The sequence below is a fragment of the Micromonospora sp. WMMD708 genome, assembly GCF_049315245.1.
GTDB classification, from domain to species: Bacteria; Actinomycetota; Actinomycetes; order Mycobacteriales; family Micromonosporaceae; genus Micromonospora; species Micromonospora wenchangensis.
The window spans coordinates 712,037-727,280 of the sequence record NZ_CP186060.1 but is presented as its reverse complement, the minus strand read 5'-3'; the positions used below and the strand labels follow the sequence as shown (position 1 = coordinate 727,280).

The window sequence follows — 15,244 nt, the reverse complement described above, 5'->3', positions numbered from 1 at the left end:
GCGACCGGGATAGGCGGGGTGAGCTGGGGCGTCTGTATCGGTGACAGACAACGACGGGGAGGGTGGGTGGACGAGGACGATCGGGCCCGGCTGGCCGAGTTCGTGGCCGGTCGGGCACCGGCCCTGATGCGGGTCGCGTACCTGCTCACCGGGGACCGGCACGCCGCCGAGGACCTGTTCCAGTCGGCGCTGGCCAAAACCATTCCGAGGTGGCGTGACCTGCGCCACACCGACCCGGAGGGCTACCTGCGCACGGTCATGTACCGGGAGCAGGTCAGCTGGTGGCGGCGGCTGCGCCGGTACCGGGAGACGTTGCACACCGGCGTCGACGACCGGGCCGGACCGGACCTGTTCGGCGGCACCGACGTACGGCTGGCGATGCGGGCCGCGCTGCGCGCGCTGCCGGCGGCCCAGCGCACGGTCGTGGTCCTGCGTTACTACGAGGACCTGACCGAGACCCAGGTGGCCGCCGCGCTCGGCTGCTCGGTCGGCACCGTGCGCAGCCGCACCCACCGGGCCGTGGCCCGGCTGCGGCAACTCCTGCCGGACATCGAACTGCTGGAGGTACGGCGGTGACCACGCCCCTCGAGAACCTCATCCGCGCCACCCTCTCCGACCTCGCCGAGGAGGCACCGACAGTGCACGACCACCTGAACCGGGCGGAACGCCGGGTCCGGTCCCGCCGCCGCGCCACGATCACGATGAGCGCGGCGGGGGTCCTCGCCGCCATGCTGATCGCCACCCCGCTGGCGATGGCAGCCAGCGGTGACGGGGACGCCCCGCCCGCCGCACCGGCCTCGACGCCGAGCGGGCCGCCCGCGGCACCCGCCCCGGCAGCGGTGACCGAACCCCCCGTCGACCAGGGCGCCCGGACCGGCCGCGGCGCGCCGGCACCGGCCCGGACCGCCATCCCCGCACCGCCGGGCAAGCCCGCCTCGACGGCCGTACCCGCGACGTCCACCCCGGCACCGCCCGCCCTCCCCGCATCGCCCATCCCCGCATCGCCCATCCCCGCATCGCCCGCGACGACCGCCATTCCCGCATCGCCCGTTCCGGCGTCGCCCGCGCCACGCGTCGACGGACCGCGCACCGGCCCGGTCACCGCACCGGCCCCCGCCCGCAGCGCGCCGCCCGTCGACCGGGGCCCCGCGACCGGCCCCGTTCCCGCGCGCTGAGCCACCACCTCCCCACCCCGCCCGTGCCGGGGTGGGGAGGTCACCGCCGGGCCGCACGCTCAGGTCCGATTCCCGCGAGCCACCGCCGGTGAGCTGCGGGCATGATCGGTGGCGTGGAGTTGGACTTCGAACGGTGCTACCGCGCCGTGGACAGCCGTGACCAGCGGTTCGACGGCTGGTTCTACACGGGCGTCACGTCGACCGGGATCTACTGCCGGCCGTCCTGCCCGGCGATCACCCCGAAGCGGCGTAACGTCCGCTTCTTCCCGTCGGCGGCCGCCGCGCAGGGGGCCGGCCTGCGGGCCTGCCGCCGGTGCCGGCCGGACGCCGCGCCCGGCTCACCGCAGTGGGACGTCCGCGCCGACGTGGTGGGACGCGCCATGCGGCTCATCGCCGACGGCGTGGTCGACCGGGACGGCGTACCCGGGCTGGCCGCCCGGCTGGGTTACACGCAACGGCACCTGCACCGGATGCTCCGGGCGGAACTGGGTGCCGGCCCGCTGGCACTGGCGCGGGCCCAACGCGCCCAGACCGCCCGGACGCTGATCGAGACGACCGGGCTGGGTCTGGCGGAGGTGGCGTTCGCGGCCGGGTTCGGCAGCGTACGGCAGTTCAACGACACCGTCCGCCAGGTGTACGGGACGGTGCCGTCGCAGTTGCGTACCGGGCGGGGCGGCCCACCGACGCCGGGCGGGGCGGGCACGATCACGCTCCGGCTGGCGTACCGGCCGCCGCTGCACGCCGCCGCCCTGCTGGGGTTCCTGGCCGCCCGGACGCTACCCGGGCTGGAGGAGGTGCGCGACGGGACGTACCGCCGGGGGTTGCGGTTGCCGCACGGCCCGGCGGAGGTCGCACTGACGCCGACGACCGGGTACGTCGTGGCGACGTTGCGCCTGGCCGACCTGCGGGACCTGGCCCCGGCGGTGGCCCGCTGCCGCCGCCTGTTCGACCTGGACGCCGATCCGGAGGCGGTCGACCAGACGCTGGCCGCCGATCCGGCCCTGGCCGGGATCGTCGCCGCCGAACCCGGTGTGCGGGTGCCCCGGGCGGTGGACGGTTTCGAGATGGCGCTGCGGGCCGTCGTCGGCCAACAGGTCTCCCTGTCCGCCGCCCGCACCACCCTCACCCGCCTCCTCACCCACACTCCCCGCCCCGCCGCCCGCCCTCGCCCCGCCCCTGACCTCGGTGATCAAGAGGTTTGCGTCACGGAGAGCGCTTCCCGGCGACGCGAACCTCTTGATCACCCCGCCGAAGCGGGCGGGCGCGGCGAGGCGGTCGGGGACGGCGGGACGTACGGGTGGGGGGTGTGGGGGTTTCCGGGGGCCGAGGAGGTGCTGGGGTTGCCGGATGCGGCGTTCGGGATGCCGGCCGCCCGGCGGGAGACGATCCGGGCACTGGCCCGGGCGGTCGCCGCCGGCGAGGTCGACCTGGAACCCGGCGGGGACCGGGCGGAGACGGTACGACGGCTGACCGCACTGCCCGGGATCGGCCCGTGGACCGCCGGCTACCTGGCCATGCGGGCCCTCGGCGACCCCGACGTCCTGCTCCCCACCGACCTCGCGGTACGCCGGGGCGCCGCCGCCCTCGGGCTGCCGGCCACCCCCACCACCCTGGACACGTACGCCGACCGCTGGCGACCCTGGCGGTCGTACGCGGCGATCAGACTCTGGAGAGCGGCATGACGACCCTCGGCACCACCACCATGGACACCCCGACCGGCCCGCTCAGCGTGCTCGTCGACCCGGACGGCGCGGTCCGGGCCGCCGGGTTCACCGCCGACCCGGACAGCCTGCTGCCGCTGGTGCACCCGAGCCTGCGCGGCCCGCTGGAGCCGTACGCCGACCTCGGCCCGGTGACCGTCGCCGTCCGCGCCTACCTCGACGGGGACCTGACCGCGATCGACGGGGTGCCGGTGCGGCAGCACAGCGGCGGGGCGTTCCAGACCCACGCCTGGGCCGTGCTGCGCGACGTCAAAGCGGGTGAGCCGATCACCTACACCGGGTACGCCGCGCTGGCCGGCCGCCCCGCCGCGGTCCGGGCCGCGGCCGCCGCCTGTGCCCGTAACGCCGCCGCCCTCTTCGTGCCCTGCCACCGGGTCCTGCGCACCGACGGCACCCTCGGCGGCTACCGGTACGGGCTGCCGGTGAAGCAGTGGCTGCTCGGCCACGAGCGGCGGCTGACGGCAAGCTGACAGCCGCATCGACGCCGTTCAACGCTACCGTCGGGTAGTGCCTGCGCAGCGCGACGGCGACCCGGCCCCGGGGGCGGACGGTCGGGTCCGGTCGCTGCGCAACCTCTGGCGGCTGCGCCGCTACCTACGCCCGTACGCCGCCGCGTACGTCCTGCTGCTGCTGGCCGCGTTGGCCGCCACCGGGGCGGGGCTGGCCGTACCCCTGCTGGTGCAGCGGGTGGTGGACGGGCCGGTCGCCCGGCACGACCCGGCGGGGCTGCTCCGCCTCGGCGGGCTGGCCCTGTTGCTCGGCCTGGTCGAGGCGGTGTTGATCTTCATCCGGCGGTGGAGCCAGTCCTCCTCCTCGGTCGGCATGGAGGCGACCATCCGCGCCGACCTCTACGCCCACCTGCAACGCCTGCCGGCCGGATTCCACGACCGCTGGCAGTCCGGGCAACTGCTCTCCCGGGCGATCAGCGACCTGTCGGTGCTGCGCCGGTTCCTCTCCTTCGGACTGCTGTTCCTGGTGCTCAACGTGGTCACCTACGTCGCCGTGGTGATCCTGCTGATCCGCCTGCACGGGCCGCTGGGGCTGCTGGTGGCGGCCAGCGCGGTGCCGCTGTTCCTGATCAGCCGCCGGTTCGGGCGGCACTACCACACCTCGTCGCGGCGGATGCAGGACCAGCAGGGCGACGTGGCCACCCTGGTCGAGGAGACCGCGCAGGGGCTGCGCACCATGAAGGCGTACGGGCGGGGGCCGGAGCTGGCCGACCGGTTCGCCGGGCGGGCCCGCGCGCTGCACGACACCGGCGTGGCCAAGGGGGCGCTGCTGGCCGGCGCGTCGGCCCTGTTCGACCTGGTGCCCAACCTGACCCTGGGCGCGACGCTGGTCGGCGGCGCGACGCTTGTCGCCCGGGACGCGTTGACCATCGGTGAGCTGGTCGCCTTCGTCAGTCTCCAGCTCATGCTGATCTGGCCCGTGCAGTCACTCGGCTGGATCATCGCCAACGGGCAGGAGGCGGCCACCGCCGCGGACCGGATCCAGGAGGTGCTGGACACCCCGCCGTCGATAGTGGACGCCCCGGACGCCGTACCGCTGGCCCGCTCGGCGGTGCGCGGCCGGCTCCGCTTCGAGGGGGTGTCGTTCCGCTACCCGGGCAGCGCCGAGGCGGTGCTGCGGGAGATCGAGCTGACCGTCGAGCCGGGCGAGACGCTGGCCCTGGTCGGGGCGACCGGCTGCGGCAAGAGCACCCTGCTCTCCCTGGTGCCCCGACTGCACGACGTCACCGGTGGCCGGATCACCCTGGACGGGCACGACCTGCGCGGGGTACGCCTGGACGCGCTGCGCCGGCTGGTCGGGGTGGCCTTCGAGGAGCCGACGCTGTTCTCCATGTCGGTCTGGGAGAACCTCACCCTGGGCTGCCCGGACGCCACCGACGACGAGGTCCGGGCGGCGCTGACGCTGGCCCAGGCCGACTTCGCGTACGACCTGCCGTGGGGGTTGGCGACCCGGGTGGGCGAGCAGGGGCTGTCGCTCTCCGGCGGGCAACGGCAGCGGCTGGCGCTGGCCCGCGCGGTGCTCGGCCGCCCGGCGCTGCTGGTCCTCGACGACCCGCTCTCCGCCCTGGACGTGCACACCGAGGCGCTGGTCGAGGCGGCACTGCGCCGGGTGCTGCGGGACACCACCGCGCTGCTGGTGGTGCACCGGCCGTCGACAGTCGCGCTGGCCGACCGGGTGGCGCTGCTCGACGGAGGTCGGATCACCGCCGTCGGCCGGCACTGCGACCTGCTGGCCACGGTGCCGGCGTACCGGGCGGTACTCGCCGCCGAGCCCGCGCCGGCACCGGGCCTGGTGCGCTCGTGATCCGCCGGTCGACCCGGCAGCACCACGCGGTCGGGGGCGACGGCCGGCCGCCCCGGCAGGGTGGCACGACCGGGGGCGACGGCAGGTCAGCCACCCTGGACCACTGGCGGGGCCGGGCCACCGACCCGGACGCCGACCGCAGCCGGGCCGAGGACGACTCCCCGGAGGCGGTGGCCCGGCTGCGCTTGCGTAGCCGGGTGCTGCTGCGTGACCTGCTCCGCCCGCACCGCCGCTCGCTCGGCGTGGCGGTGGGCCTGCTGCTGGCCCAGAACGCCGCCGCGATGGCCGGGCCGTACCTGGTCATGCTCGGCATCGACCGGGCGGTGCCACCGCTGCGCGCCGGTGACCCGGGTCCGCTGGCCGCCGTCGCGGGCGCGTTCGCCGTCTCGGCTCTCACCGAGTACGCGGCCCGGCGCAGCTACCTCACCCGCTCCGCCCGGATCGGCCAGGCCGTCCTGCTCGACCTGCGCCAGCGGGTGTACGGCCACCTGCTGACCCTCTCGGTCGGCTTCCACGAGCGCTACACCTCCGGTCGGGTGGTGTCCCGGCTCACCAGCGACGTCGACTCGATCGCCGAGCTGGTCGACGGGGGGATCGACACCCTGGTCGCCGCCGCGCTGTCGGTGCTGTCGGTCGCCGCCATCCTGCTCTGGCTGGACCTGCCGCTGGCGGCGGTGACCCTGCTGGCGTTCCCGTTCCTGTTCTGGCTGTCCCGCTGGTTCGCCCGTGCCTCGGCCCAGGCCTACCGGCAGAGCCGGGAGGCGGTGGCGCTGGTGATCGTCCACTTCGTGGAGTCGTTGCGCGGTATCCGCGCGGTCCAGGCGTTCCGCCGTGAGCCACGCAACCAGGAGATCTTCGTGGCGGTCAACGACGAGTACCGGCGGGCCAGCCTGCGCGGGTTCCGGCTGATCGCCACGTACTCGCCGGGGATCAAGGTGATCGGCAACGTCACGGTGGCCACGGTGCTCGGGTACGGCGGCTGGCGGGTGCTGGGCGGCGACACCCCGGTGGGGGTGCTCGCCGCGTTCCTGCTCTACCTGCGCCGGTTCTTCGACCCGATGCAGGAGCTGAGCCAGTTCTACAACTCCCTCCAGTCGGCGACGGCCGCCCTGGAGAAGCTCGCCGGGGTGCTCGACGAACGGCCGGGGGTGCCCGAACCGGCCGCGCCGGTGCCGTTGCCGGCCGGCCCGGGGCGGGGCGCGGTGACGTTCCGTGCCGTCTCCTTCGGCTACCGGCCGCAGACGCCGATCCTGACCGGGCTGGACCTGGCCGTGCCGGCCGGGCAGACGGTGGCCCTGATCGGCCCGACCGGCGCCGGCAAGTCGACGGTGGCGAAGCTGCTCGCCCGCTTCCACGACCCGGACGCCGGCTCGGTCGAGCTGGACGGGGTCGACCTGCGGGACCTGTCCGACGCCGAACTGCGGCGCGCGGTGGTGCTGGTGACCCAGGAGAACCACCTGTTCGGCGGCTCGGTGGCGGAGAACATCCGATTCGGCCGGCCGGCCGCGTCCGACGCGGCGGTGCAGGCGGCGGCGCGGGCGATCGGCGCACACGACTTCATCGCCGCCCTGCCCGACGGGTACGCCACGCAGGTGCACCGGCGCGGTGGCCGGCTCTCCGCCGGGCAGCGGCAGCTCGTCGCGTTCGCCCGCGCGTTCCTGGCCGACCCCCGGGTGCTGATCCTGGACGAGGCGACGTCGTCGCTGGACGTGCCGACCGAGCGGCTGGTGCAGCGGGCGCTGGCCAGCGTGCTACGGGACCGCACCGCGCTGGTGATCGCGCACCGGCTCTCCACGGTGGAGACCGCCGACCGGGTGCTGGTCGTCGACTCCGGACGGATCGTCGAGGACGGCCCGCCGGCCCGGCTCGCCACCACCGGCGGCCGGTACGCCACGCTGCACCGGCAGTGGCGCGAGTCGCTGAGCTGACCCGCTCCTTCGGGGCACCCGGTGGCGCACCGGGCGGCTAGACTCGGCCCGCATCGACGGGCCTCGCCCCCGCCGGTCCGGGCGGGCGCGGCGGGGTCGGTCGCGTCGCCGGCATACGGGGAGGTTGCGGCGTGCGGATCCGTGGACGAGTGGTGCTGGCGGCGGCGCTGGCGCTGGGTACGGTGGGGACGACCGGGGTGGCGTTGGCCGTGGACCGGGGTGCCGCTCCGGCCGGCGAACCGGCAGTGGGCACCTGGGCGGCCGGGGCGGTCCCGGTCGCCGGGCAGGCCCACGCGGCGTCCCGCGCCGACGCCGGTGGCCGGGCCTCGACGCCTTCCGCACCGCGCCCAACACCGGTGGCGAGCCGCCCGGCGGCCCAGGTCGCACAGGCCGCGCCCGCCTCGGTGAATTACCTCAGCGACCGCTACCGGGTCGGCCCCGGCGAGGCCGCCCGCCGGTTGGCCCTCCAGGAACTGTCCGCGCCGCTGGCCGGCACCCTGGCCGCCCGCTTCCCCGACGCGTACGCCGGGATGTGGCTGGACCAGGCCGGCGGCGGGGTGCTCACCATCGCCGCCACCGACCCGGCCCGGGTCACCGAGGCGGTCGCCGGGCTGCCGGACGCCCGGCACGTCACCGTCGTGCCGGTCCGCCACTCGCGGCGTGACCTCGACGCGGCGGCGACCCGGCTGGCCGGGACGCTGGGCGTCACCGCCGGCCGGGACGTGGTGGTCGACGAGCGGGCCAACGAGGTGCTGGTGCTCACCGGCGACGCGGTGCCCACCGACGACGCCCGGCTGGCCGGCGCGTTGGACACGGCGGGAGTGCCGGCGCGGGCCCGCGCCCGGTTCGACGAGGGCACCATCCCCAAGGCGTGCGACCCGCGCTACTGCGCGCAGGCGCCGATGCGCGGCGGCATCCGGCTGGACGTGCCCCGCGACGACGGCACCGTCGGCGGCTGCACCACCGGCTTCAACGTCCGGGCGAAGTCGGGGCGGTACTACGTGCTGACCGCCGGGCACTGCGTGGTGGGCGGCCGGCACCAGCGGGTGGACGACACCTGGCACCAGTTCCTCGGGCCGAAGGTGCCGGTGGGCATCGAGTCGACCAACCCGGTGCTGGCCGAGAACGCATTCCCCAACGACTACGCGATCCTGCCCTACGCCAAGGGGGTCAGCACCCGCTGGGCGTACCCGAGGCGCGGGACCGGCAACACGCCGAGCCTGGTCAACTACTGGTGCGTGGCCGACAACCCGGCCTGCGCCGGCAGGGGCAGCCACGACGTGCCGATCACCGGCGTCGCGCCGTACGCCACCGTGCAGGCCGGCTGGGTGGTCTGCGCCACCGGCTCGGCGTACACCCCGAAGGCCGGCGAGCAGTACGTCGACTCGGGCGCGGGAGTCGGCTACCTGCCGGGCACCCGCTGCGGCGAGGTCATCGGCAAGGCCAGCGGCGGCATCGACGTTCGGGTGTGCGCCCGGCCGGGCGACAGCGGCAGCCCGCTGTTCACCGAGTCCGACGGGCGGGCGCTGGGCATCCTCAGCGACGGCGACCCCGGTGAGGGGCCCTGCACCAACCCCGACGAGAAGAACATCTACGCGCCGGTCTCGGTGATCCTCGACCGGGTCAACGACCGCACCGGGCTGGGCTTCCAGATCGCCACCCAGGGGCCGCTGCTCGCCGCGCCCACCGGCTCCTCGAACCGGTAGCCGGGCGGCCGGACACGCGCCGGGCACCCGGCGCGGTGCCGCCGGCACGCCCGGTAAAGCCGTGGGCGGGAGGTCGACGGCTGCCTACGATCGACCGATGACTGATACGGCGAGGACGGCCCGCGCCGGTGTTCCCGAACGTCCCACCCTGGACGGCATCGAGGAACGCTGGGCGCGCCGCTGGCAGGAGGAGGGCACGTACGCGTTCGACCGGGAGAAGGCGACCGTAGCGGGTCGCGGTTCGACGGCGGGGGCCCCGCGTCGGCACGGTCGCGGCGACGACGTGTACGCCATCGACACCCCGCCGCCGACCGTATCCGGCGAGTTGCACATGGGGCACGTCTTCTCGTACACGCACACCGACACGGTGGCCCGGTTCCAGCGGATGCGCGGGCGCAACGTGTTCTACCCGATGGGCTGGGACGACAACGGCCTGCCCACCGAACGCCGGGTGCAGAACGTCTACGGCGTGCGCTGCGACCCGTCCCTGCCGTACGACCCGGCGTGGCAGCCGCCTGACACCCCGGTCACCGAGGCTCTGCGCCGGGAGCCGACGCCGATCTCCCGCCGCAACTTCGTCGAGCTGTGTGAACGGTTGACCGCCGACGACGAGCAGGTCTTCGAGGCGCTCTGGCGTCGGCTCGGGCTGTCGGTGGACTGGTCGTTGACGTACACCACGATCGGGCGGGCGGCGCGGGCCACCTCGCAGCGGATGTTCCTGCGCAACCTGGCCCGGGGCGAGGCGTACCAGGCGCAGGCGCCGACGCTCTGGGACGTCGGGTTCGGCACCGCCGTGGCGCAGGCGGAACTGGAGGACCGGGAGCGTCCGGGGGCGTACCACCGGTTGCGGTTCACCGGGCCGGACGGGCGGGAGGTGCTGATCGACACCACCCGGCCGGAGCTGCTGCCGGCCTGTGTGGCGGTGGTCTGCCACCCCGACGACGGCCGGTACGCCGACCTGGTGGGCGCGACCGTGCGTACCCCCGTGTTCGGGGTCGAGGTGCCGGTGCGCGCGCACCCGCTGGCGGACCCGGCGAAGGGCACCGGCGTCGCGATGGTCTGCACGTTCGGTGACCTGACCGACGTGACCTGGTGGCGGGACCTCGACCTGGCGACCCGGGTGGTGATCGGCCGGGACGGCCGGCTGCTGGCCGAGCCACCGGCCGGCGTGCCGGCGGCACCCTACGCGACGCTTTCCGGGCAGTCGGTCAACGTCGCCCGGCGGGCCGTGGTGGCGCTGCTGCGCGACGCCGGTGACCTGGTGGGTGAGCCGCGCGAGATCACCCATCCGGTGAAGTTCTACGAGCGCGGCGACCGGCCGCTGGAGATCGTCTCGACCCGGCAGTGGTACCTGCGCAACGGCGGCCGGGACGCCGGGCTGCGGGCCGAGCTGCTGGCCCGGGGCGACGAGCTGCGCTGGGTGCCGGAGCACATGGGGCACCGGTACGCGCACTGGGTGGGCGGGCTGACCGGGGACTGGCTGGTCAGCCGGCAGCGCTTCTTCGGGGTGCCGGTGCCGGTGTGGTACCGGCTCGACGCCTTTGGCGAGCCGGACCACGCCAACCCTCTCACACCGGACGAGGCGTCGCTGCCGGTCGACCCGTCGGGCGAGCCGCCGCCCGGCTACGACGAGTCGCAGCGCGGCGTGCCCGGCGGGTTCGTCGGCGACCCGGACGTGCTGGACACCTGGGCCACCTCGTCGTTGACCCCGCAGATCGTCGGCGGTTGGGAGACCGACCCGGAGTTGTTCGACCGGATCTTCCCGATGGACCTGCGCCCGCAGGGGCAGGAGATCATCCGGACCTGGCTCTTCGGCACGGTCGTGCGCGCCCACCTGGAGCACGGGGTGCTGCCCTGGCGGGACGCCGTGCTCTCCGGCTGGATCCTCGACCCGGACCGCAAGAAGATGTCCAAGTCCAAGGGGAACGTGGTCACCCCGATGGCGCTGCTGGAGCAGCACGGCTCGGACGCGGTGCGCTACTGGGCGGCCAACGGCCGACCCGGTATGGACCTGGCCTTCGATCCGGCACAGATCAGGGTGGGCCGGCGGCTGGCCACCAAACTGCTCAACGCGTCGAAGTTCGCGCTCGGACTGGGCGCCGCCGACGCGCTGCGCGCCCCGGCGACCACCCCGCTGGACACCGCCCTGCTCGCCGAACTGTCCACCGTGGTCGCCACCGCCACCGCCGCCTTCGACGGGTACGACCACACGACCGCGTTGCAGGCCACCGAGGCGTTCTTCTGGCGGTTCTGCGACGACTACATCGAGTTGGTGAAGGAACGCGCCTACGGCACCGGGCCGGGTGCCGACTCGGCCCGGGCGGCGCTCGCCACCGCCCTGTCGGTGCAGTTGCGGCTGTTCGCCCCGGTGCTGCCGTACGTGACCGAGGAGGTCTGGTCGTGGTGGCGGTACGGCTCGGTGCACCGGGCCCCCTGGCCGACCACCTACGAGGTGGGGCGGGCGATCACCGGCACCGGTGACCCGGCCCTGCTGCGGCTGGCCGGGGACGCGCTGGGCCAGGTCCGGCGGGCCAAGTCCGAGCGCCGGCTGTCGATGCGGGCGGAGGTCCCGCTGGCCGAGGCACTGGGCCCGGCGGACCTGCTCGACCAGCTCACCCTGGTCGCCGACGACGTGCGCGCCGCCGGCCGGATCACCACCCTCGACCTGCTCCCCGACCGCGCCCCCGAACTCGTCATCGCCAGCGCGTTCTGAGGCGGGCTGGCGGGTGGACGGGTCGGCGGGTCGGCGCTAGATCGCCGGTGTGGCGGTATCCAGGCGAATGGATACCGCCACACCGGCGCAACTGCGTCGATCATGGACTGTCCGCCCCGCCCGCCCCAGCGGGGCGGGCGGGTGAGGCAGGTGGGGCAGGGTCAGCTGGTTTCGCCGGCGACGCTGAAGGAGCGGAGGCGGTCGATGGCCAGCACGGTGAAGCCGACGCTGACCAGGGCGGTCAGCACCACCGCCACCGGCACCGACACGGTGGTCGACAGCAGGTCGGTGGGGGCGATCCGGTCGGCCAAGGCGATCACCCACTGCTGGATCGACAACACCCGGGTGCCGCTGACGAAGTTGCCCAGCAGCCCCTCCCAGATCAGCACGTAGACCAGGCCGAGCAGCACCGGCCGCCGGGTGACCAGGCTGAGCGCCAGGAACAGCGCCGAGTAGGCCAGCGCGCCGAGCGCCGAGGCGACGACCAGGCCCAGGCCCAGGCGTACCGAGTCGGCGAGCACGCCCGCGACGTAGAGCGGCACGGCGACGGTGACCGCGCTGACCCCGGCGGCCACCGCGAGTTTCGGCAGCACGATCTGCCAGCGGGGCAGCGGCTTGGTCAGGATGTGCACCACCGTGCCGTCGTCGATCTCCGCGCCCAGCACGCCGGTGCCGACGATGAGCGCCACCACCGGCAGCACCACCGCCAGGCCGAGGCCGACCAGCACCGGCGGAGCCCACTGGCCCGGGTCCACCCCGAGCGACCGGCACAGGACGGCGAGCAGCACCAGCACCGCCGGCAGCGGCAGCAGCATGAGGAACCGGCGACGGCCGAACAGCCCGCGCGCGGTGATCCAGGAAACGGTCGACATCAGGCCTCCACCAGGTAGGAGAAGACGCTCTCCAGGGACTCGTCCTCGGGGGTCAACTGCCGGACCCGGATCTGCCGGGCGAGCGCGATCTTGGGCAGTGCCCGGGTGAACGCGCCGTAGTCGCCGGCCCGTACGGTCAGGCCGGTCTTGTCCAACTCGACGCCCGCGACCGACGGGTCGGCCATCAGCGCCACGGCCAACGCCCGGTCGTCGGTGGAGCGGACCGCGAAGACGTGCGGCCGGTTGGTCATCAACCGGCGGATGGTGCGGAAGTCACCGGAGGCGGCCAGCCGACCGGCCACCATCACCTGCACCGTGCCGGAGACCTGCTCGACCTCCTCCAGGATGTGCGAGCTGAACAGGATCGTCCGCCCGGCGTCGCCGAGGGAGTGCAGCAGGCCCATCATGTGCAGCCGCTGGCGCGGGTCCATCCCGTTGAACGGCTCGTCGAGCAGCAGCACCTGCGGGTCGTGCACCAGCGCGGCGGCCACCCGGGTGCGCTGCCGCATGCCCTTGGAGTACGTGCCGATCCGGCGGTCCTGCGCGTCGGTCATCTCGACCAGGTCGATCGCCCGGCGGGCGGCGGCCTCCGGGTCGGGCAGCCGGTGCAGCTTCGCGCTGGCCAGCACGAACTCCTTGGCGGTGAGGAAGGAGTGCACCGCCTCCCGCTCGCTGACCAGCCCGAGCCGCCGGTAGACGGCCGGGTTGCGCCAGGTGGACTCCCCGTCGAGGGTGAGCGTGCCCCGGGACGGGGCGAGGAAGCCGGCCATCATGTGCAGCAGGGTGGTCTTGCCGGCACCGTTCGGGCCGAGCAGGCCGGTCACCCCGGAGCCGAGCCGCATGGTGACGTCGTTGACCGCCACCACGTTGCCGTACCAGCGGGAGACCCCGGCGAGATCCAGGGTGCTGGTGGTGGCCACCGGCCGGGCGTCGGTGTCGAGTGTGGTCATCGGGCGGCCACCTTCCGGTATCGCAGCAGCAGCAGGGCGGTGCAGGCGGCGACCAGCAGCGCGGTGACGACCGCGTAGACCGGGCCGAAGCCGCCGATCGGCGGGCCGGTGCCGGCGCCCGGGTAGAGCAGGTCCTGCAACGCCCACGAGCCGACCCCCTGGACCAGCGTCGACGGCGAGGCCAGGAGGGCAAGCTCGTTGACGGCCTGCGAGGGCAGGATCGACAGCACGCCGACGATCGGGGTGGTCATCAGGAAGACCGCCACGATGCCACCGGCGGCGAACGCCCGCTTGCCGGTGAGCGAGGCGACCAGCAGCCCGATCGCGGCGAAGACCACCGCCCACAGCCCGGCGTAGAGCAGACCGGGCAGCAGGTCCAGCAACTCGTTCCAGGTGCCGCGCAGGCCGTCGGGGGTGGTGAACGCAGCCCCCAGGAACATCACCAGCTGCGGTCCGCCCAGCAGCAGCCACAGCGCGCTGACCAGGGAGAGCAGCTTGGCCAGCGCGTAGTCGTCGCGCGGCAGCGGCCGGGAGAAGTACAGCGGGAGCACGCCGCTGCGCAGGTCCCGGGAGACCAGTTCGGGGGCGGCCACCGCGACGAAGAAGATGACCAGCCAGCTCATCGCGTCGGCGAACTGGGCGTAGGTCATCACCACCTCGCCGATCTGGCTACGGACGGCGGTGAGGCCGGCGGCCACCACCGTCACGATGCCGACCACCAGCCAGGGGAAGATCTTCGCCTTGGCGCTGCGGCCCAGCCCGAAGACCGTCCGCAGGCCGTGCAGGTAGAGCGCGCCGAAGACGTGCCGGCGGCCCAGCCTCAGGCCGGTGTACCGCTGGTAGCCGATGTCGTGGATGACGCCGGTCGGCTCAGGCATTGCTGGGCTCCCTCGGGGCGAAGAGTTCGGCCACCCGGTGCCGGCGCTGGTCCAGCCGGTGCAGCGGCAGGTCCAGCTCGGCGACCGCGCCGAGGATCAGGTCGTAGGTACGCTCGTCGGCCAGCGGGACGAGCAGCATCCGGCCGTCGCGGGTCACCGGCAGGTCGAGCGCGGCGAGCCGGCCGGCCAACTGGTCGGTGCCCTCGCTGACCTCGACGGCGAGCAGGTCGGTGGCCGAGGTCATCGCGTCGATCCGGTCGGCGCGCAGCAGCCGCCCGCCGTCGATGGCGACCAGGGTGTCGCAGATCCGTTCCACCTCGCCCAGCAGGTGCGAGCAGACCAGGACGGAGATGCCGAACTCGGTGCCGATCCGGTGGACCAGGGCGAGCATGGCGTCCCGGCCGGCCGGGTCGAGGCCGTTGGTGGGCTCGTCGAGCAGCAGCAGGTCCGGGTCGTGCACCAGGGCCTGGGCGAGCTTGACGCGCTGCTTCATGCCGGTGGAGTAGCCGCCCACCGGGCGGTACCGCTCCTCGTAGAGGCCGACGTGGCGCAGCGTCTCGGAGGCGCGCTCGCGGGCCACCGTACGGGGCAGGCCGCTCATCCGCCCGAGGTGGGTGACGAGTTCGGCGGCGGAGAGGTCGGGTGGGAGCGCCTCGTGTTCGGGCATGTAACCGACCCGGGCGCGGACCGCTGCCGGGTCGGTGGTGGGGTCGAGGTCGAGCACGGAGACCCGTCCGCTGGTCGGCGGGAGCAGGCCCAGCAGAATCTTGATCAGGGTCGACTTGCCGGCGCCGTTCGCGCCGACCAGACCGATGATCCCCGGCTCGACCGCGACGGTCAGGTCGGCCAGCGCGGTGACCCGGCCTCCGTACGTCTTGGTGAGCGACTCGGTCGCGATCAGTGTCACGTCCGCCAGCCTAGGGAGCGCCCACCCCGGCGGGTATCCGGAATCGCCCGGGGACTTCCCTGAGGTCGGGGACGGGTCTGA

11 protein-coding genes and 2 pseudogenes are annotated in these 15,244 nt (G+C 74.5%); 9 read left to right on the top strand and 4 right to left on the bottom strand.

Annotated features, from left to right (window positions below; translation table 11 throughout):
* The first annotated feature begins 66 nt into the window (after positions 1-66).
* From ACN260_RS03375 to valS, 9 genes and pseudogenes are all read left to right on the top strand, one after another.
* Positions 67-576, top strand: a complete 510-nt coding sequence (locus ACN260_RS03375; protein ID WP_422754656.1) for a SigE family RNA polymerase sigma factor — start codon at positions 67-69, stop codon at positions 574-576.
* Positions 573-1,175 (top strand): hypothetical protein, encoded by a 603-nt coding sequence (locus ACN260_RS03370; protein ID WP_422754655.1) that lies wholly within the window; start codon positions 573-575, stop codon positions 1,173-1,175. Before ACN260_RS03375 ends, ACN260_RS03370 begins: the two co-directional genes overlap by 4 nt.
* Before the next feature lie 113 nt (positions 1,176-1,288).
* Positions 1,289-2,338: pseudogene (locus ACN260_RS03365) on the top strand (bifunctional transcriptional activator/DNA repair enzyme AdaA); the annotation flags it as partial.
* A gap of 144 nt (positions 2,339-2,482) precedes the next feature.
* Positions 2,483-2,857: pseudogene (locus tag ACN260_RS03360) on the top strand (DNA-3-methyladenine glycosylase family protein); the annotation flags it as partial.
* Complete coding sequence (locus ACN260_RS03355; RefSeq protein ID WP_422754654.1) at positions 2,854-3,366, top strand: methylated-DNA--[protein]-cysteine S-methyltransferase; 513 nt, start codon at positions 2,854-2,856, stop codon at positions 3,364-3,366. The pseudogene ACN260_RS03360 and the gene ACN260_RS03355, both read left to right, overlap by 4 nt.
* Positions 3,367-3,403: 37 nt before the next feature.
* Positions 3,404-5,209: an ABC transporter ATP-binding protein gene (locus ACN260_RS03350; RefSeq protein ID WP_422754653.1), complete on the top strand. Its 1,806-nt coding sequence runs from the start codon at positions 3,404-3,406 to the stop codon at positions 5,207-5,209.
* Between the two features lie 95 nt (positions 5,210-5,304).
* Positions 5,305-7,137: an ABC transporter ATP-binding protein gene (locus ACN260_RS03345; protein ID WP_422756601.1), complete on the top strand. Its 1,833-nt coding sequence runs from the start codon at positions 5,305-5,307 to the stop codon at positions 7,135-7,137.
* A 131-nt stretch (positions 7,138-7,268) separates the two neighbouring features.
* Positions 7,269-8,843: a trypsin-like serine protease gene (locus ACN260_RS03340; RefSeq protein ID WP_422754652.1), complete on the top strand. Its 1,575-nt coding sequence runs from the start codon at positions 7,269-7,271 to the stop codon at positions 8,841-8,843.
* Positions 8,844-8,940: 97 nt separating this feature from the next.
* Positions 8,941-11,556, top strand: coding sequence for a valine--tRNA ligase (gene valS, locus ACN260_RS03335; RefSeq protein ID WP_422754651.1), 2,616 nt, complete (start codon positions 8,941-8,943; stop codon positions 11,554-11,556).
* Between the two features lie 161 nt (positions 11,557-11,717).
* Here the strand turns inward: valS and ACN260_RS03330 are convergent, their stop codons facing one another.
* The 4 genes from ACN260_RS03330 to ACN260_RS03315 are packed head-to-tail and all read right to left on the bottom strand — an operon-like array spanning position 11,718 to position 15,106.
* Positions 11,718-12,428: an ABC transporter permease gene (locus ACN260_RS03330; RefSeq protein ID WP_281894486.1), complete on the bottom strand. Its 711-nt coding sequence runs from the start codon at positions 12,426-12,428 to the stop codon at positions 11,718-11,720.
* Positions 12,428-13,378, bottom strand: a complete 951-nt coding sequence (locus ACN260_RS03325) for an ABC transporter ATP-binding protein (protein ID WP_422754650.1) — start codon at positions 13,376-13,378, stop codon at positions 12,428-12,430. The genes ACN260_RS03330 and ACN260_RS03325 overlap by 1 nt, the downstream gene beginning before the upstream one ends.
* Positions 13,375-14,256 (bottom strand): ABC transporter permease, encoded by an 882-nt coding sequence (locus ACN260_RS03320; protein ID WP_422754649.1) that lies wholly within the window; start codon positions 14,254-14,256, stop codon positions 13,375-13,377. The genes ACN260_RS03325 and ACN260_RS03320 overlap by 4 nt, the downstream gene beginning before the upstream one ends.
* Positions 14,249-15,106 (bottom strand): ABC transporter ATP-binding protein, encoded by an 858-nt coding sequence (locus ACN260_RS03315; RefSeq protein WP_422756600.1) that lies wholly within the window; start codon positions 15,104-15,106, stop codon positions 14,249-14,251. The genes ACN260_RS03320 and ACN260_RS03315 overlap by 8 nt, the downstream gene beginning before the upstream one ends.
* Positions 15,107-15,244: the final 138 nt, after the last annotated feature.